The organism is Rhodococcus sp. RCBS9 (genome assembly GCF_029457415.1).
GTDB classification, from domain to species: Bacteria; Actinomycetota; Actinomycetes; order Mycobacteriales; family Mycobacteriaceae; genus Rhodococcus_F; species Rhodococcus_F qingshengii.
Map to the genome: position 1 here is coordinate 900,260 of NZ_CP120422.1, position 18,909 is coordinate 919,168.

Below are 18,909 nucleotides of genomic sequence, written 5' to 3' on the forward strand. Positions count from 1 at the left end.
ACGGGGGCGAAGCCCCTTACAGGGACTGAAGAATCTCGCGAGCGAGAGCAGCGGTGGCGGACGGCGTCTTGCCGACCTTCACGCCTGCAGCTTCGAGAGCTTCCTGCTTGGCCTGAGCCGTTCCCGAGGAACCGGAGACGATGGCGCCGGCGTGGCCCATGGTCTTGCCTTCGGGAGCGGTGAAGCCTGCCACGTAGCCGACGACCGGCTTGGTGACGTTGGCCTTGATGTAATCGGCTGCACGCTCTTCCGCGTCGCCACCGATTTCACCGATCATCACGATGACCTTGGTCTCGGGATCCTTCTCGAACGCCTCGATGGCGTCGATGTGGGTGGTTCCGATGACCGGGTCGCCGCCGATGCCGATGGCGGTGGAGAAGCCGAAGTCACGGAGTTCGTACATCATCTGGTAGGTCAGGGTGCCCGACTTGGAGACCAGGCCGATGGGGCCGGTGCCTGCAATGTTGGCGGGCGTGATGCCGACGAGGGCCTCACCCGGGGTGATGATGCCGGGGCAGTTCGGTCCGATGATGCGCGTCTTCTTGCCCTTGGACTCGTTGTACGCCCAAGCGTAAGCGGAGTCCTGAACCGGGATGCCCTCGGTGATGACCACGAGGAGCGGGATCTCCGCGTCGATGGCCTCGACGATGGCGTCCTTCGAGAAGGCCGGGGGAACGAATGCGATGGAGACGTCTGCGCCGGTCTCCTTGATTGCCTCTTCGACCGTCGCGAAGACGGGGAGCTCGACAGGGGAACCGTCAGCTGCAACGTGCGAGACCGTGGTGCCGGCCTTGCGAGCGTTGACGCCGCCGACGACCTGGGTGCCGGCCTTGAGCATCAGAGCGGTGTGCTTGGTGCCCTCGCCGCCGGTGATGCCCTGGACGATGACCTTTGAATCCTTGGTGAGGAAGATTGCCATTGTTCTGTGAGTCCCTTACTTCGCTGCGTGAGCGAGTTCGGCGGCCTTGTCGGCGGCCTCGTCCATGGTTGCGACGACCGTGACCAGCGGGTGGTTGGCCTCGGCGAGGATGCGACGACCCTCTTCGACGTTGTTTCCGTCCAGGCGAACGACGAGCGGCTTGTTGGCCTCGTCACCCAGGGTCTTCAGTGCGCCGACGATGCCGTTGGCAACTGCGTCACACGCGGTGATGCCGCCGAAGACGTTGACGAACACGCTCTTGACCTGTGCATCGTTGAGGATGACATCCAGGCCGGCAGCCATGACTGCAGCGGAAGCTCCGCCGCCGATGTCGAGGAAGTTGGCGGGCTTGACGCCACCGTGGTTCTCGCCGGCGTATGCGACGACGTCCAGCGTGGACATGACCAGGCCTGCGCCGTTTCCGATGATTCCGACCTCACCGTCGAGCTTGACGTAGTTGAGGTCGTTTTCCTTGGCCTTGAGCTCGAGGGGATCGGTAGCGTCGCGATCCTCGAATGCCTCGTGGCCGGGCTGACGGAACGCTGCGTTCTCGTCGAGGGTGACCTTGCCGTCGAGGGCGAGGATCTGATCGTCAGGAGTACGAACGAGGGGGTTGACCTCGACGAGGAGTGCGTCTTCGCCGATGAAGACCTCCCACAGCTTCTGGATCGTCACGGCCGCTGCGTCGAGCACCTCTGCGGGCAGCTTTCCTGCCTCGGCGATGCTGCGCGCGAACGCGAGGTCGACGCCCTTGACTGCGTCGACGGGGATCTTGGCGAGAGCGTCGGGGTTCTGCTCGGCGGTGACCTCGATCTCGACGCCACCCTCTACCGAGCACATGGCCAGGTAGGTGCGGTTGGTGCGGTCGAGCAGGAAGGAGATGTAGTACTCCTCGGCAATGTCACTTGCCTCTGCGACCAGCAGCTTCTTGACGACATGGCCCTTGATGTCCAGGCCCAGGATTGCCTCGGCGTTTGCCACTGCGGCATCCACGTCGGGCGAGTACTTGACGCCACCGGCCTTGCCGCGGCCGCCTACCTTGACCTGTGCCTTCACCATCACGGGCTTACCGATTTCTTCGGCAATCTCGCGTGCGCCGGCGACTGTGTCTGTAACACGTCCAGCCGAAGTCGGCACTCCGTGCTTGGCGAAGAGTTCCTTCGCCTGGTATTCGAAGAGATCCATCTGCTCACCGTCTCGTCTGCGTTGTCACCCGCTCGAGGGGTAGGAGCGGGTCTGTTCTGGACTTTAACCAGTTGCCGCGTTCGGTTTGCGCCCGCATTGATGCTATGTGGCCCAAGTCACGCGCAATTGCTCGATGAGGCACGCCTCACCGATTCGGCAAGGTGGCCACACCGAATTTGTCAAGCATCAGTCTCACTGATTCTTGCGCTCGAGAACGCTGCAACGAGAAGCAACACTATGCCCGTGGCCGCTGTGATCGCACCCACCCCCACGGTTGCGTCCGATATGCGCGATGACGTGAGTGGCCACTCACCGACGTACACCAGAGCTGCCACGGCAGATCCGATCAGCAATGCCGCGCCCCGCGACGGCCGCGCGGACGCTGCGATCACAGCGGCGATCACGACGGTGACGCCGACGAGCAGTTGACCCCAGACGTCAATTCCCCACGGCCACTCCAGAACTGAGGCCGCCGTATAGGCGTCTCCCTGATAGAGGGGAAGCGCGGTTCCGATCAGGACAGCGACGGCGCCGATCCCACCGACGATAAGCACCAGCCCTCGCGAACCGCCACCTACCGACGTGTCGACATCCTCACGCTCGGCGCTTCCCGCCAGCCAGACGAGCAGTCCCGTCGCCGCAGCGAGGAAAGCCGCGCCGCAGAGCACGAAGGCACCGGCCCCCAACCCGACGCCCGGTACGTCCGTGGCGATGACAGCCGACTGCATGACAGCGGCGACTCCCATCACGACCGAGGTCCACAACACGCCGACGGCCGGCCGCACCACCGCGGCGCGGCCCGGGGCGAACAAGCCCAGACCGGCGACCAGCAGTACAGCAGCCGCGAGCAGGACAACTCGAGACGACAGCATCGACGGCTCCGGGATTCCATCCGGCAACGACAGGACAGGCAAAGCCGAGCCGACGCCCGCAACAGCCGCAGTGATGATTGCGGCGGTACCGGCAACGCGGTGAAGTCTGTTCACCCGCGCTTGCGCCGCCCGGGACTGAGCCACCATCGCCGCTTTCAGCGCACCCTTTCTCGTCTTCGCGGGTGCGCGAACCACACTTTCAGCGGGAATCGCATCTTTTTCACGCCTGGAAGCGAGGTAGGGAGCTGAAACGCCGATCACGGCGATGACCACGGCGGCCAGTGCCCCGACCACCGATCCCGAACCGACGCCGATCCGATCGCCGGCCGCGAACCCAGCCATCACCCTGGTTCCACTGACTGCGAGTGCGCCGAGACCGACACCGATCAGGGCGCCGCAGCCCACCGGTAGCGAGATGGACGTCAATGCCGCCGCGACCGCAACGAGTACCGCGACGCCGACCAATCCCGTACCGACGGCGGTAGCCGCCGCCGAGTCGACGAGCGGTTTGACCAGAAAGATCGGATCCTGCGAACTGAAGGAAGGACCGAACAGGGAGAGCACGAACACCACCGCGGCCAGAATCAGCAGCGCTGTCGGCCACCCACCGATCCGCCCGCCAACCGATCGCCCGTCGAATTCCGCGGCGCGAGCGCTGCCGTATCCGTCCCGCTCTGATTCACGATGGACGACCATGAAGCCGAGGACACCGGACACCACAAGAAGTCCGTGGCCCGCGAGCGCGAGATAAGCGCCCGGACCCGCATCGATCGAACCCGCCGAAATCGGACGGAAAAGGTCCAAGCGGTTTGCATCGATTGCGTCGACGAACAACTGAACGTCGAGGATCGCCGCGCCGAGGGACACCGCGCCGATACCTGACAGGAGTCCACCTGCGAAGGCGGGCCTGCGCCCCGAGGTGAGCACCGCAACCAGCGGCACGACGATCGTGCAGACGGCAGCGAAGAGAGCGGCGGAAGCAAGAGCCCCCGTCGTGTCGACCCCGCGGCCACTCCCGACTCCGACGACGGGACTGGCTGCCACTCCGACGGCACCGAGCAGTCCGATTACCGCCGCGAGTGGCGCCCCGGACTTCACTCCGGGGTCGTCGATACGCGCCTGCGACGTAGTTCCAGGTGTTGTGGACACTCGATCGACGGTAGTGCCTGAATGGACCGGTGATCCGGTTGTGACACGCGCGATCACGAAACGAGATGATTCGTCCGTTTTGCCCGGATCGACATATTCCCAGGTCAAGCTGTGAGGCACGTCACATAATCGGACAGGTTTCCGCTACGGCTTGCGCCCATCGCAATCATTTCGTTACCGTCAGTCGGTCTAAGTCACGGGCTGATCACGAACTCGAGGAGAGAACCGGCATATGCATCACCGCAGCCAGTTCACCGCTAGTAGGTTCTCGAACTCAGCTCCAGACGAGGTCACGACCACTTATCCAACGCACTCGGCCAGGCGTTACACCGAGACCAAAAGTTCTGAGATCTCTACCGATATGTTCACTCGAAATTCATCCTCCACGTCGTCAGATTCCGACTCTCACGAGTTCGTCGAGTCCGACGTGATCAGCACCCCCACTTACGCCTCCTCCGCACCGACAGTCGATGTCGAATCTCCGGTTCGCCGCAGCGGTGCTCACCGACTCCCCACCCCTCCCTCCGCTCTCAAGGGCCGCGCCGCCGTTCTGGCAGTTGCAGCCGGCGCGGTTGTCGCCGCGGGCCAGGCAGTTGTCAACGACGGTTCCTCTTCTGCCGCCGACCACTCGGAAGTTGCACTCGCCAACGAGTCCTCCGCGATCGGTACCACCGCAGAACCGCAGGCCGCTCAGTTCGCTCCGGCCACCTCCACGGCAGCCACCACCGAGGCCGACGCTCCGCAGGTCCTCAACGTCGCAGCGCCGACCGACCTCTCCCAGTTCAGCAACCTGCTTGCCAAGGGCCAGCGTTTCAGTGACGAGCGCGCAGCACGCGAAGCCGCTGCCCGTCGCCCGCTGTTCGTGCTGCCGGCAGTGGGCACGTTCACGTCCAACTTCGGCACCCGCTGGGGCACCCTGCACGCCGGCGTCGACATCGCCGCCCCGATCGGGACGCCCATCGTCGCCGTCGCCGACGGCAAGGTCATCGATTCAGGTCCGGCTTCCGGGTTCGGCATGTGGGTACGCCTACAGCACGCAGACGGAACGATCACCGTCTACGGCCACATCGACACGTCCACCGTCACGGTCGGTCAGCAGGTCATGGCCGGCGACCAGATCGCCACTGTCGGCAACCGCGGCTTCTCCACCGGCCCGCACCTTCACTTCGAGGTTCATCTCGCCGGCGAGAACAAGATCGATCCCCTCCCCTGGCTCGCCTCACGCGGCATCAGCCTCGGCGTCGAGCAGGACTGATCGCAAGCCCAACGCTTCTCATGAAAAACTTCCGGCCCGCACCTTTCCAGGTACGGGCCGGAAGTTTTTGCCTGTCTTCTACAGCTTGACCATCGGCACACCGCCGATGAGCATCAACCGCACCTTGCCCGCGCTACCGAAGTCGATGGTGACCGTCGCGGTGGGGCCAGTGCCCTTGGTTTCCAACACGGTGCCCAGACCGTACTTGTCGTGACTGACGCGGTCACCCGTGGCGAGGACCAGAACGTTGTTGCGGCCACGCGCGGCACCGAAACTGGGAGTCGACGCGGCCTTGCCGGACCCTCCCCCGTAGTTCTGCCCGCCGCCGTATCCCTGGCCGCCCTGGCTGCCGTAGCGGCTTCCGCTGCCGTAACCCGGCCTGCCGCTTCCGAATCCGCCACCGGTGCCCGGATCCTCACGACGCCAGTTGATCAGGTCCTCCGGGATCTCCTGGATGAACCGCGACGCCGGGTTCTGGATCGGTTGCCCCCACGCCGAACGCATGATCGCGCGCGTCAGGTACAGGCGCTGCCTGGCACGGGTGATGCCGACGTAAGCAAGTCGACGCTCTTCGGACAGCTCCGCCGGATCGCCGAGGGCGCGCATGTGCGGGAACTGCCCGTCCTCCCAACCGGTGACGAAGACGACCGGGAACTCGAGGCCCTTGGCGGTGTGAAGCGTCATCATGGTCACGACGCCGTCGTCGGAGTCCGGCAGTTGATCGGCGTCGGCGACAAGCGATACCCGTTCGAGGAAGGCGGCAAGCGAACCCGGATCGGGTTCACCTTCACGCATTGCTGCGGTTTCCTCGTCGTCCGGATCGATCAGCCCGGCCGCGTTTCGCGCGTCGGAACTGAATTCCCTTGCCACGCTGACGAGTTCGTTCAAGTTGTCGAGTCGCGCGCCATCCTGCGGATCGCTGCTCGCCGCAAGCTCGGCGCGGTAGCCGGTGCGCTCGAGCACCGCCTCGGCAACCTCACCGATGTCACCGAGCTCGAACGGTTCGTCCTCGTCGGCGGCCGCTGTCGGTAGCAGGGCCCGCAGCCCGTCCATCATCTCGAGGAACGACGCGATGGCCTTCTGTGACCGCGTATTGAGCAGCGCCACTTTGCCTTCCGCGCCGTCACGGAGAGCGGCGGCGAAGCTGATGTTGCGATGCTCGGAGTGCACGGCGACGCAGGCTTCGGCTCGATCACCGATACCGCGTCGGGGCGTGTTGAGAATGCGTCGCAGGCTCACGGTGTCGTCCTCGTTGGCGAGGACGCGCAGATACGCGACGATGTCCCGAACTTCCTTGCGCTCGTAGAAGCGAACGCCGCCGACCACCTTGTACGGCACTCCGAGTCGAATGAAGATCTCCTCGAGCGCGCGCGAGGAGTTGTTGGTCCGGTAGAACACCGCGATGTCGGCGAACTTGGTCTCGCCCTGGTCCACCAGCCGATCGATCTCCGAGGCGACAAACGATGCTTCGTCGTGCTCGTTGTCTGCAACGTAGCCGACGATCAGTTCGCCTTCACCCGAATCGGTCCACAGACGCTTTTCTCGTCGGCCGGTGTTCTTGGAAATCACGGAGTTGGCCGCAGACAGAATGTTCTGCGTCGAACGGTAGTTCTGTTCGAGAAGGATGGTCCGAGCATCCGGGTAGTCGCGTTCGAACTCTTCGATGTTGCGGATAGTGGCTCCGCGGAATGCGTAGATCGACTGATCGGCGTCACCGACGACGCACAGTTCGGCCGGGGCAACGGCGTGGTCGGACTCGCCGGCACCGCCGACCAGTTCACGCACAAGCATGTATTGCGCGTGGTTGGTGTCCTGGTACTCGTCGACGAGCACGTGACGGAAGCGGCGGCGGTAGTACTCGGCGATCTGTGGAAACGCCTGAAGAAGCGCGACGGTCTCACCGATGAGATCGTCGAAGTCGAGTGCGTTCGCCGCACGCAGCCGCTGTTGGTAGTGGCCGTAGACCTTGGCGATCAGTCGCGGAAGTTCGGCCGGATCCTGATCGGCTGCGACAACCGCCTCTTCCGGTCCGACGAGTTCGTTCTTCAGATTGGAGATATGCGTAGCGAGAAGCCGCGCGGAGAATCGTTTGGTGTCGAGCTCGAGGTCCTTCGAGATCATCGTCAGCAGTCGACGCGAATCGTCGGAATCGTAGATCGAGAAATTCGAGTTCAAACCGGGTAGGAGCGCCGCCTGTGCTCGCAGAATCCGCACGCAACTGGAGTGGAACGTCGAGACCCACATGGCGTTGGCACGCGGTCCGACAAGAGCTGCCACACGCTCGCGCATCTCGGCCGCAGCCTTGTTGGTGAACGTGATGGCCAGGATCTGACCGGGGGTGACACCCCGTTCGGCCAGCAGATAGGCGATACGACGCGTCAGCACTGCAGTCTTGCCCGAGCCGGCGCCCGCGACTATCAGCAACGGCGAACCGGCATGGACCACGGCCTCGCGCTGTTGCGGGTTGAGACCCTCGAGGAGGGCGTCCGAACCCGCGTCGTGTCCCCGCGCGCCGCCCCCGTCGTGCTGGGAATGTCCGTCGTGCTCACCGAGTGCTGGGTACGTGTTCATCGCCTGTCCACGCTACCGGCGTCCACCGACACGGTCGTCAGTGCGTCCACCTGCTGGTAGAGGCACTTGGATTACCTGTGTCGAGCATGGCAAACTGGACGCTATGTTCAGCATTTCCGTTCGCGACAACACGGCCGACCCCGTCGGCCCGCTGTGGCGTTACTTTACGTGCCCCGGACCTCGGTGCACGTGATCTGAACAGCTCACCCGCCCCTGGTCCGAATCGGATCCGGGGCATTTTCGTCAGTGTGCCTGGATCGGTAACGACCCGAGCCGAGACCACGATCCACGCAGTAGGAAGAGGAGACGAATAGCAATGAGCACCCAGGCTGCAGCCCCCCATGGAAATACTGTCGATACTGTAAAAACTGCTCCGACAGACGTCGAGATCCCCCAGAGTGAGGCGGAGATCGACGAACTACGGAAAGAAATCGACCGTCTCGACGCCGAGATCCTCGCGGCCATCAAACGCCGCTCCGAGGTCTCCCAGATCATCGGCCGTACCCGGATGGCATCGGGTGGTCCGCGTCTGGTGCACAGCCGCGAGATGAAGGTCCTCGAACGATTCAACGAGCTGGGCCAGGAAGGCCACACTCTCGCGATGCTGCTCCTACGCCTGGGCCGCGGACGCCTGGGCCACTAGCGCACACCCAGATCACTTGCGAACGGCCACATCGGATGCCTCTGGCAGTCCCGATGTGGCCGTTCGCGTGTGTATCAGCTCTCGAGCGCGATGTACTTCGTGTTCAGGTATTCCTCGATCCCCTCGGTCCCGCCCTCGCGGCCGAATCCGGATTCCTTCACGCCACCGAACGGCGCTGCCGCGTCCGAGATCACTCCGCGGTTGACGCCGATCATTCCTGATTCCAGTGCGTCGGAAACCCGAAGCGCACGGTCGAGATCCCTCGTGAAGATGTACGCGGCCAGTCCGAACTCGGTGTCGTTGGCGGCTGCGATTCCCTCGGCTTCGGTGTCGAAGCCGGTGATCGCGGCGACGGGTCCGAACACCTCTTCTTTCAGAATCCGCGCGCTGGCCGGAACGTCTGCCAACACCGTGGCTGGATAGAAGTACCCTTCACCACCCGGCGCTTCGCCGCCCAGTCGCACCTTCGCCCCGGCATCCACCGCATCTGCAACGAACTCCGCGACCGTGTCGAGTTGGTTCTGGTTGATCAGCGGGCCGAGCTTCGTCTCCGGGTCGGTACCGGGTCCCATCGTGAAAGTCGCCATCTTCTCGGTCAGCTTGGTCGTGAACTCTTCACGCACGGCGTTGGCGACGTGGAACCGGTTGGCGGCGGTGCATGCTTCGCCTCCGTTGCGAAGCTTCGCCAGTACCGCGCCCTCGACTGCCTTGTCGACGTCCGCGTCGTCGAACACCACGAAGGGTGCGTTGCCACCCAATTCCATCGACGTGCGGAGCAATCGCTTCGCGGACTTCTCCACCAGCATCTTGCCGACGCCGGTGGACCCGGTGAAGGTGAGCTTGCGCAGTCGAGGGTCGTCGATGAGAGGGCCGGTCACTTCACCGGATTTCGATGTCGGCAACACCGAGAGGACTCCGTCGGGCAACCCGGCTTCGGCCATGAGCTGAGCAAGCAACAACATCGTCAACGGGGTCTCCGAGGCGGGCTTGACGATGATCGTGCAGCCGGCGGCCAACGCCGGGCCGATCTTGCGGGTACCCATCGCCAACGGGAAATTCCAGGGAGTGATGGCCAGACACGGTCCGACCGGCGCCTTGGTGACAAGGATCCGGCCGTTGCCCGCCGGCGCCGGCGTGTAGCGCCCGCCGATGCGAACGGCCTCCTCGCTGAACCACCGGAAGAACTCCGCCCCGTACTTCACCTCGGCGCGACTTTCGGCGAGTGCCTTGCCCATTTCGAGGGTCATCAGCAGCGCCACGTCCTCGGCTCGCTCGGTGATCTTCTCGAAGACGGCTCGCAGGATTTCACCACGCTCGCGCGCAGGTGTGCTCGCCCACTTCGACGAGACGGCGACGGCTTCGTCGAGAGCGCGCAGCGCGTCCGCGGGGCTCGCATCGGCGACATCGGTCAACGATTTCCCGGTCGCCGGATCCGCCACCGGGAAGGTCGCGTTGTTCTCCGCGGGCACGAACCGACCGCCGACGAACAACTGGGTGGGAACTGATCGAATGAATTCGAATGTGTCCATGGGTTCCATGATGCTCGTCGGAGCCGCGTCCGTCTGCCCGCGAGCGAGACTCACGCGGAAGTTTCCAGCTTGTGCCACTAAAGTCGATGATCGTGAGCACTGACATCACCGGAACCTCAGCCTGGCAGAAACTGCGCGCTCATTACGCCGACATCGAAGGCGTTCACCTGCGAGAACTCTTCCAGGACGATCCAGCCCGCGGGCGAGAGCTGACGATCGACGCCGGTGATCTTCACATCGACTACAGCAAGCATCGCGTCAGCCGCGAGACTCTCGCGCTGCTCGTCGACCTGGCCCGCGAGGCCGGCGTCGAGGCACGACGCGACGCGATGTTCGCGGGCGATCACATCAACACTTCCGAAGACCGCGCCGTACTGCACACAGCACTGCGTCTGCCCAAGGATTCTGCGCTGACCGTCGACGGTCAAGACGTCGTCGCCGACGTTCACGAAGTTCTGGACGCGATGGGCGCTTTTGCCGATCGTGTGCGCAGCGGCGAGTGGACCGGAGCTACCGGCAAGCGCATCCGCACCATCGTCAACATCGGCATCGGCGGTTCCGACCTCGGGCCGGTGATGGTCTACCGCGCACTACGGCATTACGCCGACGCCGGAATCAGCGTCCGGTTCGTCTCCAACATCGACCCTGTCGATCTGGTCGGACAGCTCGACGACCTCGATCCGGAGACGACGCTCTTCATCGTCGCATCCAAGACGTTCTCCACCCTCGAGACCCTCACCAACGCGACAGCGGCAAAGCGTTGGCTGTTCGCCGGTCTGGGCAGCGAAGACGTCTCGGCCGTAGCCAAGCATTTCGTCGCAGTCTCCACCCACGGTGACCGCGTGGCGGAGTTCGGCATCGACACCGCGAACATGTTCGGGTTCTGGGATTGGGTCGGCGGGCGCTACTCCGTCGACTCGGCGATCGGCTTGTCGGTCATGTGTGCCGTCGGACCCGTTCGCTTTGCGGAGTTCCTCGACGGTTTCCACCAGATCGACACGCACTTCCGAAACCAACCGCTCGAGCAGAACGCGCCGGTCCTCCTCGGCCTCATCGGGCTCTGGTATTCCAACTTCTTCGGCGCACAGTCCCGCGCAGTGCTGCCCTACTCCAACGACTTGCTGCGCTTTCCCGCCTACCTGCAGCAGCTGACCATGGAATCCAACGGCAAATCGGTTCGCGCCGACGGCTCACCGGTGACCACGTCCACCGGTGAGATCTTCTGGGGCGAGCCCGGAACCAACGGCCAACACGCCTTCTACCAACTCCTGCATCAGGGCACCTGGCTGGTGCCTGCCGATTTCATCGGGTTCGCGGAATCCACCGACGATCTGCCTACTGCGGACGGCACGGGATCAATGCACGATCTGCTCATGAGTAACTTCTTCGCTCAGACAAAGGTTCTCGCGTTCGGCAAGACTGCCGAAGAAATCGCGTCAGAGGGCACTGCTCCGGAGCTGGTGCCACACAAGGTGATGCCAGGCAACCGGCCTTCGAGCACTATCTTGGCGAAGGAGCTGACCCCCTCGGTCGTAGGTCAGCTGATCGCACTTTACGAGCACCAGGTATTTGTCGAAGGTGCTGTGTGGGGTGTCAATCCGTTCGATCAGTGGGGCGTCGAACTCGGCAAGACACAAGCCATGGAACTGGGGCCTGCGCTCTCTTCCGAAGCAGCACCCGGCGACCTCGGCGACACATCCACAGATGCTCTGGTGCAGTGGTACCGCAGAGAGCGCGGACGGGCCTGACTCACGCGGCCGCCGGGCCGAACCAACTTTCCGTTGTGTACACGCGTCCGGATCGGTCGACGAGCCGAGCGCGAAGCTCTTGCTGTTCAACCCATTTGATGGCGCTTATCCCCCGGATCAACGCAGCTTCGCTCGCGGCGTACGCCCACACCGCGTCGTCAGCAATCACCGAGACCTGTGCCCATTCCGTGGAGGGCCGCTCCTGGTTCGGCTCCCAGGAGGGCAGCTCCAGCGCCCGCGCCGTCGCCATCGCGGTTCCGTTGATCAGTTCGACTTCTTCGCTGTCCGGCACCGGAATCTGCCAGCCACCAGCCGGTGCATGGCCGGCCGTGGCGATCACGTCGCCGATCCGCACAGCAACGCCGCATTGTAATTCGGCGGCGACGATCTGCGCGGCGCGATCGACGGTGTCGGCCTTGGCAACTCCGGTGATGTCGAACGACGCACCCCAGGGCGCGTACACCACGTCTCCGTCGAGCTGTACGTCCTCGAACGTCGGAGTCGGGTGCACCGGAGGGATGGATTCGTCCTCGGAGTAGTTGTCGGCAAGCGGATTGACTGCACCGCCGGTCATACGGGCAGCCCACAGCGCCGACCGCAGCAGAGCCGACATACGTCGTGTCACTTTGACCGGAGTTCCCTGAGCGAGGTTGACGGCGTGAATCTCGGCGTCTCCCCGGCGAAGGTCGCAGACCGCTTCGGTTTCGTCGATGGCAGCTGCGATCAACGCGTGCGCAGTAGGCAGCGCAGCGCCCTCGGTGACGTCCACCTCCACGGCGGAATCCCACATCGCCCACTTCTCGACACTGACCATGTCAGTCCTGCCCTTCGAACACACTGTGTTGTAACCAGTATGCGCCGGTCAGCAACCCCCGTGCCATAAAGCGCTTCCGAGGCCGAGGCACACATGCCGCAGGTTGAGCAGCGCACGGCGGGGACTGGATGGTAGATCTGTGCGACAGAATTGCCGCCTGGACTGTCGCCCTCCGTGTGCAAGACGTGTAATCCTCCACATGGTTCTGACATGCACCTGACTGCGACGACGTCGACTACTACTGGCGCAGCGGGCAATTCCGATCCGAAAGACGCAGAGTCGACGCTCGACATGTCCGGCCGGCCGGCTGCGCTTCGAGCCCGGTCCGCCGCAGCAACACGCCCGGGCGGCGCTGATGTCACCGCATGAACCTTATGTCACCGCATGAAAAATGGGGACCGACGAGAAGCACTGTGTTCCAACGTCGATGACATACCAATCGGCCGCTTTCAATGCGCGTCACTTTCGCAGGTGGACACACCTGAGCGCTCACTCTCGAGTGCAGCAAAATACGGGCCCACCACTGCGCGCGAGCGTCGAGCAGAGCACCGAGAAGAAGTCCCGAACACGCGGCGCGCCAACCGCCGGCACGACGACGCCCGGTGCCCGGCGGCAGCGCTTCGCACGTTACAGACCGAGCAGGAATGCATCGACACAAAATGGATAGGACCGGCTGAAAGAACCTGCAGCACAATGGCGTAACCACCACCGTTCGGCTTATACGCTACCGCCGTACACCTTGGCAAAACGAACGGTCAGTACGCGGCGAAAATCACATACTTTACAAAGTCTTTGGAATTTTTCTGCGCCAAATATCCGCAGGTGAAAGGACTTTCGACCAGAGTCCAGAATAACCGTGTCGTCTACTATGTGAAAACTGCGAAGTAGCTGTGACGCTGGGTCACGCTCGAGGGAGGAATTGTGACCGATTCATTCAAGGACCGTTTGAACGCCTTGTACCCGGCCACAGCACCGAGACTCACCAACGCACAAGTTGTGGAAGCCCTTTCGCAACGTGGATGCAAGATTTCGACACCGTACCTCTCGCAACTCCGGAGCGGTGTGCGCACGAATCCATCGGAGCAAGTCGTTTTGGCATTGGCCGATTACTTCGGCGTGGCAGCAGAGTACTTCTTCGGCCCGACACCTCGCCAAGATCCCGAACTGATTCCGGAAGAAGACCGTTCGGTTGTCGAGGAGTTCCACGACAGCGAATTACGTTCTCTGGCCATAAAAGCGGTCGATCTCTCCCCTGAATCGCAGGACTTGCTCTCATCGATTGCGGAGAAACTTCGCTCGTCCGAAGGACTCCCGGCCGTCCCTCCGGATTGCAGCACCTACACCCCACCGTTCACTCGCGACTAGTCCGCAGCGAAGATCAGCGAGTCAGATCAGCGAGTCAAGCGGCCCAATAGTGCCGAAGCTGTGATGATTCCGAGCAGCGCGGCCCCGATCAGCACGCCGAAGTCGACGAGGTAGTCGGTCGGCATTCCGATCAGCAGACCGCGCAGCGCTGACACCTCGTAACTCAGCGGATTGATGCGACTGAGCCACTGAACCCACGTCGGCATGAGTTCGACCGGGTACAGAGCGTTGGACGCGAAGAACAACGGCATGGTGATCGCCTGGCCGATGCCCATCAATCGATCTCGTTTGAGCACGATCCCCGCGATCGCAACCGACAGACAGGCGAAGAACGCCGAGCCGAGGACAACGACAGCCACGACGCCGAGCAGCTTGATCGGGTTCCACGTCATGCTCACGCCCAGCAGCGCCGCTACAACGACTACGACCACGGCCTGGGCGACCGCACGGATACCGGCCGCAAATGCCTTTCCGGTGACCAGCGCGGCTCGTGGCGTCGGCGTCACCATGAGTTTGGTGAGGACTCCCGCGTCACGCTCCCAGATGATCTGGATTCCGTAGAAGATCGCAACAAAAAGCGCGGACTGCGCAATGATGCCCGGCGCGAGAAAGTCGAGATACGGTACGTCGCCAGTCGGGATCGCTCGGATATGACTGAACGTCTGACCGAAGATCACCAACCAGAGGATCGGCTGGATTGCGCGCGTGACCAATTCAGATCGGTCGTGCCGCAACTTCTGAACTTCCACGAGGCAGAATGTGTAAATTCTCGAGAGCAATCGAGCAAGACTGTTGGTAGTGGGATCAGCCCAAGCGGCGCGCTGTGCGACGGGCACTGCGGACATCGTGGAGACCTCCTGACTTGTCGCCGGTGAGATCGTCGCCGGTGTAGTGACGGAACACGTCTTCGAGAGTGACCTCCGGCCCCAGTTCGGCGGCCAACGCGCTCGGCTCGCCCACCGCACGAAGTTCACCGTGATGCATCAACGCAACACGATCACACAACTCCTCCGCTTCTTCCATGTAGTGCGTCGTGAGCAGCACAGTCATGCCGTACTGCTTCTGCATCTCCGCCACTCGCTGCCAGACGGATTCGCGGGCAATGGGATCCAGCCCCACCGTCGGTTCGTCGAGCACCAGCAACGACGGTCGGTTCACCAGCGCCTGCGCAAGTTCGAGACGTCGCACCATACCGCCGGAGAAACCCGACGCCAGACGATCACCTGAATCGAGTAGGTCCACCATCTCGAGCGCCTGGTCGACGCGCTCGCGTCGTTCGGACCGCGGAACGTCGTACAGTCGCGCGAACCAGGTCACGTTCTCGCGTGCGGTCAATGCGCTTTCGATCGAGAGCTGTTGTGGCACGTACCCGAGGTAGCGCCGAATGGTCATCGCCTCGGTACGAACTGAGCGACCGAGAATCCGAATGTCACCGTCTTGCAGAGGAAGTAGCGTGTTGAGCAACCTGATCGTCGTAGTCTTTCCTGCGCCGTTGGGACCGAGCAGGCCGAAACACTCCCCCGCATTGATGACCAGACTCAGGTTGTCCACCGCGCGGTGGTCGCCGAACTTGTATGTAACCGAGTCGATCTCGACCGCGTGTGCGCCGGGGTCGGGTGAACCTGCCGCTCGGCTCTTCCACCACTGTGTCAGCATCTCACTGCCCCCCGCCTTCCGATCCGGCTGCTGCCAGAGCGCTCGCCAATCGAGACAGGGCCGGTAGAGCAGCCTCGATACTTGCCCTGTCCTCTGCGGTCAGAGTCGACAATGCCTGACCGACAATCACACTCCGGCGATCACGCCACACCTCGACGCGGGCGCGCGCCTCGTCCGCGAGCACCAATCGCGCGACGCGGCGGTCGGCCTCGTCGGCAACGCGTTCGATCACTCCCTCGTCGACGAGCTGCCGCACCAAGGTGGACACCGTGTTTGCCGCGACACCCAATCGCCCGGCGGCCTCGGCCACCGACAGACCCGGGTTGCGTCGTAGCAGCCTGACGAGTTCGATCTGGGCGCCGGCGAGCGGTCGTTCCGCAAACGGCCGCCCCGACGCCTTCCTCGTGCCCCGGCGCAATTGTCCGAGCGTCTCCAGGACGTCATCCGCAAGATCTGCTCCGCTTCCATCCACAACCTCACAATAGCTCTGTAACAGAGCTATTGTCGAGGAATCCGGACGCCCGGCGTTTTCAGCTCGTCCGCAACGGGTATCCCCGATTGCTTGTCCCGAGCACTCCCGCCCAGAACGGAGACGTCATGCGCAGACAGTGGTTGTTCGCGACGGTTGCGAGTACCGCCCTGATCCTCACCGGTTGCTCGCCCGACGCCCTCGATTCCGGGGACAGCGCAGACAACGTCACTGCCATTGCGACGTCGCTGTCGCCACCCGCCGCCGCTGATGCACCCCTGCTGAAGACCGCCGACTCCCCACTCGGGACGATCGCCGTCGACGGCGAAGGCATGACCGTCTACGTCTACAACCCGGACGAGGAGAACTCACAAGCCGGGTCGTGCGACGAAGCGTGCCTGCGTTACTGGCCGGCGGTCACCTCGGTGACCGATTCACCCATCGTCGAAGGAATCGACGCCGTCATCGACACTGTCGACGGGCCTGAAGGATCTTTCCAGATCACCGTCAACGGCAAGCCTGTTTATCGGTACCTCGACGACAAGGTTCCCGGCGACATGCTCGGACAGAGCGTCGGCAGCCTGTGGTGGATGATCGACGCCGCCGGAAACCCCGTGTTCAAGACCGAGTAACCCTCAGTTGTACGGCTGCCGCGCGGTTTCGGGGTCGCCGTACGTGATTGCCCGTTCCCGACGCGTTTTCGACGCCAAGGTTGCGCCCCAGTTCAGCACCGTGCTGGCGCGATTGCGGAACCCCGCGAGAAACGCGATGTGGATGATTCCCCAGGACACCCATCCGATGAACCCGGACAACTGGACCGGCCCTGCCTGAAGCAACGCGTGGCGTCGCGAAATGTAGGCCGCGGTTCCAAGATCGCGGTACTTGAACGGTTTTCGGCTGGGCACTCCGTTTTCCACGGTTGCCGCGATCCGGGCACCGGCGTGCCGACCACCCTGCATCGCGACCTCGGCCACCCCGGCAAGTTTGTCCCGCGACATGAGGTCGCCCACCACGTAGACGTTCGGGTGGCCGGGAACGGTCAGATCGGCTTCCACCTCGATGCGGCCACCGCCGACCTGCTTCACACCCAGCGCCGTGGCCAGTGCCTCGGCGAACGGCACCGCTTCGACGCCCGCGGTCCACAGAATCGTGCGGGTCTCGTACTGCCGCTTCTCTTTTGTCTTCTTGTCCGTCGTCTCGATGCTGGTCTCGCACACGTCTGTGACGTGCACGCCGAGGTGAGTCTCGACGCCGATCCCGTCGAGAGTACGTTTGGCGGCGGCCGAGAGCTTGCGACTGAACGAAGGGAGCACCCGATCGTCGCCGTGGAAGAGCAGTACCCTTGCCTCGTCCGGGTCGATGGACCGGAACTCGTTTGTGAGCGCGTGCATCGCCAATTCGCGGATCTGTCCGGCTAATTCGACGCCGGTGGGTCCGCCGCCCGCCACGGCGAATGTCAGCCACGGTCGACGTTCTTCCGCAGTCGGGAGCGATTCGGCCATCTCGAACGCAGCAATGAGACTGCGCCTGATCGCCAAAGCGTCGTCGAGGGTTTTCATGCCGGGCGCCCATTTGATGAACTCGTCCTGGCCGTGGTAGGACTGGCGCATTCCAGCCGCCACGATCAGGTAGTCGTACGGCAATTCGAAGGTCGACCCGTCGAAGCGACTGGCAGTCAGTATCCCGGCGTCGGCGTCCACCGACTTGGCCTCGCCCAGAACGACGTTCGTGTTCTTGTTGTCCTCGAGCAGATGTCGCAGCGGACTTGCGATCTGCCCTTCGGAGAGCAGACCCGTGGCGCACTGGTAGAGCAGGGGCTGGAAGACGTGGCTGGTCCCTCGGTCGATCAGAACCACCTCGACGTCGGCCTTCTTGAGCCGTCTCGCTGCGTACAGTCCACCGAAGCCGCCACCGACGATCACTACGCGGGGCTTACCGTTCGAGATGTGGATGCTCATCAGACAAACCTCGCTGTCACGGAGTTGGGCAGGAATCGTAGGGCCGCATCTATCCCTTGCCACTTGAGGCCGGGTAGCGCCGCTCGGGTGGTTTCCTTCTCGATGGCGTCGACCATGGCACTGACGCCTTCGTCCAGACTGGCCATGAGCGCAGCGTCGTCGCCGGCGCCGGCGGACATGTCGGTCTTGATGAAGCCCGGCAGCAGGGTGGTGACCCGAATAGGTGTGCGCGCCAACTCGATACTGAGCGCCTCACCCAGAGCCGCTACTCCCGCCTTGCTTGCCGAATAGGCCGCTTTTGGCCCGGGTAGCCCCCGATCCGCGCTTATCGAGGACACGAGAACCAGGTGTCCGGAGTCCTGCGCGCGGAAGATCTCGAGCGCAGCTTCACACTGCGACAGCGCGCCGACAAAATTCGTCTGCGCTGTTGCAAGATTCGCGTGCGCTTTTCCGGTTCCGATCTTGGCGCCCTTGCCGAGCCCGGCGTTGACGATCACCCGGTCCAGGCCACCCAACTCGTCGCGCAGCTCACCGAAAACCCGGACGACGGAATCGTGTTCGGTCACATCGAGTTCGCGCACTGCGACGCTGATCGACGGGTACTGCGCCACCAACTCCCCACGCAGCGTGTCGAGACGATCCGTCCGCCGGGCACACAACGCGAGGTCGCGACCGGCCGCGGCGAATCTCCTGGCCATCTCCTCACCCAGACCCGAACTGGCACCGGTGATCAAAATCTTCTGCCGCGTCATGGGTGCAACTGTAACCATCATCGA

Annotated in this window: 17 protein-coding genes; 6 read left to right on the forward strand and 11 right to left on the reverse strand. The window is 63.4% G+C overall.

Annotated features, from left to right (window positions below):
- Positions 1-16: 16 nt before the first annotated feature.
- The 3 genes from sucD to P0M12_RS04230 all read right to left on the reverse strand — a co-directional run bounded on the left by sucD (position 17) and on the right by P0M12_RS04230 (position 4,125).
- Entirely contained in the window at positions 17-919 is a 903-nt protein-coding gene (gene sucD, locus P0M12_RS04220; RefSeq protein WP_003946432.1) for a succinate--CoA ligase subunit alpha, read from the reverse strand.
- A gap of 15 nt (positions 920-934) precedes the next feature.
- Positions 935-2,104, reverse strand: a complete 1,170-nt coding sequence (gene sucC / locus P0M12_RS04225; protein ID WP_277377469.1) for an ADP-forming succinate--CoA ligase subunit beta — start codon at positions 2,102-2,104, stop codon at positions 935-937.
- Between the two features lie 179 nt (positions 2,105-2,283).
- A complete protein-coding gene (locus P0M12_RS04230) occupies positions 2,284-4,125 on the reverse strand; it encodes a hypothetical protein (RefSeq protein ID WP_277377470.1) in 1,842 nt (613 codons plus the stop codon).
- A gap of 232 nt (positions 4,126-4,357) precedes the next feature.
- On the opposite strand from P0M12_RS04230, the gene P0M12_RS04235 reads away from it, so the two are divergent.
- Entirely contained in the window at positions 4,358-5,380 is a 1,023-nt protein-coding gene (locus P0M12_RS04235) for a M23 family metallopeptidase (RefSeq protein WP_030534879.1), read from the forward strand.
- A gap of 78 nt (positions 5,381-5,458) precedes the next feature.
- Here P0M12_RS04235 and pcrA read toward each other — a convergent pair whose 3' ends face one another.
- Positions 5,459-7,951 (reverse strand): DNA helicase PcrA, encoded by a 2,493-nt coding sequence (pcrA, locus tag P0M12_RS04240; RefSeq protein WP_003946394.1) that lies wholly within the window; start codon positions 7,949-7,951, stop codon positions 5,459-5,461.
- Positions 7,952-8,267: 316 nt separating this feature from the next.
- On the opposite strand from pcrA, the gene P0M12_RS04245 reads away from it, so the two are divergent.
- On the forward strand, positions 8,268-8,594 hold the full coding sequence (locus P0M12_RS04245; protein WP_003946362.1) for a chorismate mutase: 327 nt from the start codon (positions 8,268-8,270) through the stop codon (positions 8,592-8,594).
- Between the two features lie 74 nt (positions 8,595-8,668).
- On the opposite strand, the gene P0M12_RS04250 is transcribed toward P0M12_RS04245, so the two are convergent.
- Positions 8,669-10,123 (reverse strand): NAD-dependent succinate-semialdehyde dehydrogenase, encoded by a 1,455-nt coding sequence (locus tag P0M12_RS04250; protein WP_277377471.1) that lies wholly within the window; start codon positions 10,121-10,123, stop codon positions 8,669-8,671.
- Between the two features lie 92 nt (positions 10,124-10,215).
- Here P0M12_RS04250 and pgi point away from each other — a divergent pair, with 92 nt between their 5' ends.
- Positions 10,216-11,871, forward strand: coding sequence for a glucose-6-phosphate isomerase (gene pgi / locus P0M12_RS04255; protein WP_007727615.1), 1,656 nt, complete (start codon positions 10,216-10,218; stop codon positions 11,869-11,871).
- 1 nt (position 11,872) lies between these two features.
- On the opposite strand, the gene P0M12_RS04260 is transcribed toward pgi, so the two are convergent.
- Entirely contained in the window at positions 11,873-12,685 is an 813-nt protein-coding gene (locus tag P0M12_RS04260; protein ID WP_007727618.1) for an FAD:protein FMN transferase, read from the reverse strand.
- A gap of 210 nt (positions 12,686-12,895) precedes the next feature.
- Here P0M12_RS04260 and P0M12_RS04265 point away from each other — a divergent pair, with 210 nt between their 5' ends.
- Together P0M12_RS04265 and P0M12_RS04270 are read left to right on the forward strand one after the other, a co-directional pair.
- The gene (locus tag P0M12_RS04265) at positions 12,896-13,054 is read left to right on the forward strand and encodes a hypothetical protein (RefSeq protein WP_155277906.1); all 159 of its coding nucleotides are present in this window, start codon (positions 12,896-12,898) and stop codon (positions 13,052-13,054) included.
- 552 nt (positions 13,055-13,606) lie between these two features.
- Positions 13,607-14,050 (forward strand): helix-turn-helix transcriptional regulator, encoded by a 444-nt coding sequence (locus P0M12_RS04270; protein ID WP_003946341.1) that lies wholly within the window; start codon positions 13,607-13,609, stop codon positions 14,048-14,050.
- Positions 14,051-14,076: 26 nt separating this feature from the next.
- On the opposite strand, the gene P0M12_RS04275 is transcribed toward P0M12_RS04270, so the two are convergent.
- From P0M12_RS04275 to P0M12_RS04285, 3 genes are read right to left on the reverse strand one after another with little or no spacing between them, the layout of a single operon-like run.
- Positions 14,077-14,895 carry an ABC transporter permease gene (locus P0M12_RS04275; RefSeq protein WP_007727621.1) on the reverse strand — a complete coding sequence of 273 codons (819 nt, stop codon included), beginning with the start codon at positions 14,893-14,895 and terminating at the stop codon, positions 14,077-14,079.
- Positions 14,855-15,706 carry an ATP-binding cassette domain-containing protein gene (locus tag P0M12_RS04280; protein WP_042921332.1) on the reverse strand — a complete coding sequence of 284 codons (852 nt, stop codon included), beginning with the start codon at positions 15,704-15,706 and terminating at the stop codon, positions 14,855-14,857. The genes P0M12_RS04275 and P0M12_RS04280 overlap by 41 nt, the downstream gene beginning before the upstream one ends.
- 1 nt (position 15,707) lies before the next feature.
- Positions 15,708-16,178: a MarR family transcriptional regulator gene (locus P0M12_RS04285; RefSeq protein ID WP_073512724.1), complete on the reverse strand. Its 471-nt coding sequence runs from the start codon at positions 16,176-16,178 to the stop codon at positions 15,708-15,710.
- Between the two features lie 125 nt (positions 16,179-16,303).
- Between P0M12_RS04285 and P0M12_RS04290 the strand changes: the two genes are divergently transcribed.
- Entirely contained in the window at positions 16,304-16,807 is a 504-nt protein-coding gene (locus tag P0M12_RS04290) for a hypothetical protein (RefSeq protein WP_003946334.1), read from the forward strand.
- Positions 16,808-16,810: 3 nt separating this feature from the next.
- On the opposite strand, the gene P0M12_RS04295 is transcribed toward P0M12_RS04290, so the two are convergent.
- Entirely contained in the window at positions 16,811-18,133 is a 1,323-nt protein-coding gene (locus P0M12_RS04295) for an NAD(P)/FAD-dependent oxidoreductase (RefSeq protein WP_003946361.1), read from the reverse strand.
- A complete protein-coding gene (locus P0M12_RS04300) occupies positions 18,133-18,885 on the reverse strand; it encodes an SDR family oxidoreductase (RefSeq protein ID WP_007727631.1) in 753 nt (250 codons plus the stop codon). The genes P0M12_RS04295 and P0M12_RS04300 overlap by 1 nt, the downstream gene beginning before the upstream one ends.
- Positions 18,886-18,909: the final 24 nt, after the last annotated feature.

Coding starts and splice junctions, on each gene's coding strand:
- sucD (WP_003946432.1), bottom strand. CDS start 919: ATGGCAATCTTCCTCACCAAGGATTCAAAGGTCATCGTCCAGGGCATC.
- sucC (WP_277377469.1), bottom strand. CDS start 2,104: ATGGATCTCTTCGAATACCAGGCGAAGGAACTCTTCGCCAAGCACGGA.
- P0M12_RS04235 (WP_030534879.1), top strand. CDS start 4,358: ATGCATCACCGCAGCCAGTTCACCGCTAGTAGGTTCTCGAACTCAGCT.
- pcrA (WP_003946394.1), bottom strand. CDS start 7,951: ATGAACACGTACCCAGCACTCGGTGAGCACGACGGACATTCCCAGCAC.
- P0M12_RS04245 (WP_003946362.1), top strand. CDS start 8,268: ATGAGCACCCAGGCTGCAGCCCCCCATGGAAATACTGTCGATACTGTA.
- P0M12_RS04250 (WP_277377471.1), bottom strand. CDS start 10,123: ATGGACACATTCGAATTCATTCGATCAGTTCCCACCCAGTTGTTCGTC.
- P0M12_RS04260 (WP_007727618.1), bottom strand. CDS start 12,685: ATGGTCAGTGTCGAGAAGTGGGCGATGTGGGATTCCGCCGTGGAGGTG.
- P0M12_RS04265 (WP_155277906.1), top strand. CDS start 12,896: ATGCACCTGACTGCGACGACGTCGACTACTACTGGCGCAGCGGGCAAT.
- P0M12_RS04275 (WP_007727621.1), bottom strand. CDS start 14,895: ATGTCCGCAGTGCCCGTCGCACAGCGCGCCGCTTGGGCTGATCCCACT.
- P0M12_RS04280 (WP_042921332.1), bottom strand. CDS start 15,706: ATGCTGACACAGTGGTGGAAGAGCCGAGCGGCAGGTTCACCCGACCCC.
- P0M12_RS04290 (WP_003946334.1), top strand. CDS start 16,304: ATGCGCAGACAGTGGTTGTTCGCGACGGTTGCGAGTACCGCCCTGATC.
- P0M12_RS04295 (WP_003946361.1), bottom strand. CDS start 18,133: ATGAGCATCCACATCTCGAACGGTAAGCCCCGCGTAGTGATCGTCGGT.
- P0M12_RS04300 (WP_007727631.1), bottom strand. CDS start 18,885: ATGACGCGGCAGAAGATTTTGATCACCGGTGCCAGTTCGGGTCTGGGT.